Here is a 1,690-nt window from a genome sequence, read left to right as displayed (position 1 = left end):
GGGACTACCAGCCCTCGCGTTCGCTCTCCATGGCTGGCAGCGAATGATGGCCCACCCTCAATACGAAAAGTTTGGTTGTTATAACGGACTTCAGAGGTATGACAAGCAGCACAAGTTAGGCCTAACCATTCCTTATATTCACTATGCAGGCCTTGTGTATTTGACGCATAACGTGAGTTTGCAAGGGCAGACAAAAAAGACTCGGAACCAATATCCTTAACGAACCCTATCGGCAAACCATCTGGGTTGATCCCTTGTGTTTTCTGTTGTGGAATATAACCAAATCGCCTAATATTTTCATTATCACGGAATGGCTTGGCATGCTCAGGTTGCTCAATAGCTAAAAACCAGGAATAGGGAATGAATTGCGAACCTTGTGAAGTATTATAAAAATCCATCGCTTCATTTTTGGTCCACCCCTGTTTAAAAGTAATATAATGATAGCCTTCATCACTCGACCTTATTTCTTTTTCAGTGATATTCGTATTGCACCCATACAAGGCAAAAATTGAAATTGCCAGTACCAGAGAAAACAGTATACTTGTTTTAAGTGTTTTCATTTTTTGACTCCTCATTAAAAAATATATCTCATATAAAATCTAGGGAACGTAGATGAAATAACTTACCTATGTTTTTTCAAGCACATTCCTAAGGTTTAAATATTGTTAAAATGCAAAAGAAAACTGGTGAACAGTTTATTCGTCATAAAACATCTATTGAATGGGTGATACCTGCAAACAGTTGCCACTAAAATACCATTTGTTCTTTAGGCAACTGGAAACAAAAATCCTGTCCAAATATTGGACCCTTATTTATTTCCAGGTGCCTTATGGTTTTTTAAGTCGGTGGTGTCTACCTGGAGGTGCTACTCGGCCATCTTTAAGCGCATCAACCATATGCTTAATGAGCGGACTAACGGTTTGGTTCGGTCCGTACATAAAATAAGTATGCCCAGCCGGCGTGTCGAATGTGTTATTAAAACTATCACAATCAACCTCATAAATATTTTTAGGTATTTTTTTAAAACTTTCTGGTCCAGTCATACCTAAACGTCGTGACAGTGTCCTGTTTTTTAAATTAACCAGCTTACTTGCTGGCATCGCAAGGTCATCATTAGCGTAATAAACCAATACATTTCGCGCAGAATACGAAATATATTCACCAGAGCGCCCTCGTTCCAATGTGTGATTAACCACATCAGCTGCAACCATGAATACATTACGAAATAGTTGCGGCATTTGATCTGAGGAGTCATTACGAACCCAGCTAATGAGTGCATTACGTAACACTCGATTTCCCATGGAATGAGCTAATACATTAATTCGCCTGGTACACGGATCAGGTTTTAATGCTTCTTTTCTACGCCAATCATCAAACTTACCTAACATTCGGGCAAAAGCCATTCCGCTTGCATCGGCAGCACGCTGGTCATCCCAATAATCATCAATAAATGCAACTACTGAATCGTCGTCACAAGGCCAGATAAGAGGTACAACATACACTAGCCCCGACCCTCCCACCTGATCAAATAAAGCCTGGAGTTTTTTAGCATTAGGGAAAATTTCTGATTCGGCAGTATTATTAAATCCATGAATATAGAATAAAATCTGAGTCTTACCAGGCAATACTTTCAGTCTCTGAAAAAAATCTTGGCTCTATGTGAAATACAGTGGGTAGTCGAATTTTAACT

General features: G+C 39.4%; 1 protein-coding gene and 1 pseudogene. Both read right to left on the bottom strand.

Annotated elements, in window-relative coordinates; all coding sequences use genetic code 11:
- Nucleotides 1-560 (bottom strand): annotated as a pseudogene (locus CDZ78_RS20080) (hypothetical protein); the annotation flags it as partial.
- Between the two features lie 267 nt (nt 561-827).
- Entirely contained in the window at nt 828-1,625 is a 798-nt protein-coding gene (locus tag CDZ78_RS20075) for an alpha/beta hydrolase (protein WP_244559313.1), read from the bottom strand.
- Nucleotides 1,626-1,690 lie beyond the last annotated feature (65 nt).

It is taken from the genome of Bathymodiolus platifrons methanotrophic gill symbiont (genome assembly GCF_002189065.1).
Classification (GTDB): Bacteria; Pseudomonadota; Gammaproteobacteria; order Methylococcales; family Methylomonadaceae; genus Methyloprofundus.
The sequence above is the reverse complement of the archived record's forward strand: the minus strand, read 5'-3'. Positions and strand labels throughout refer to the sequence as shown.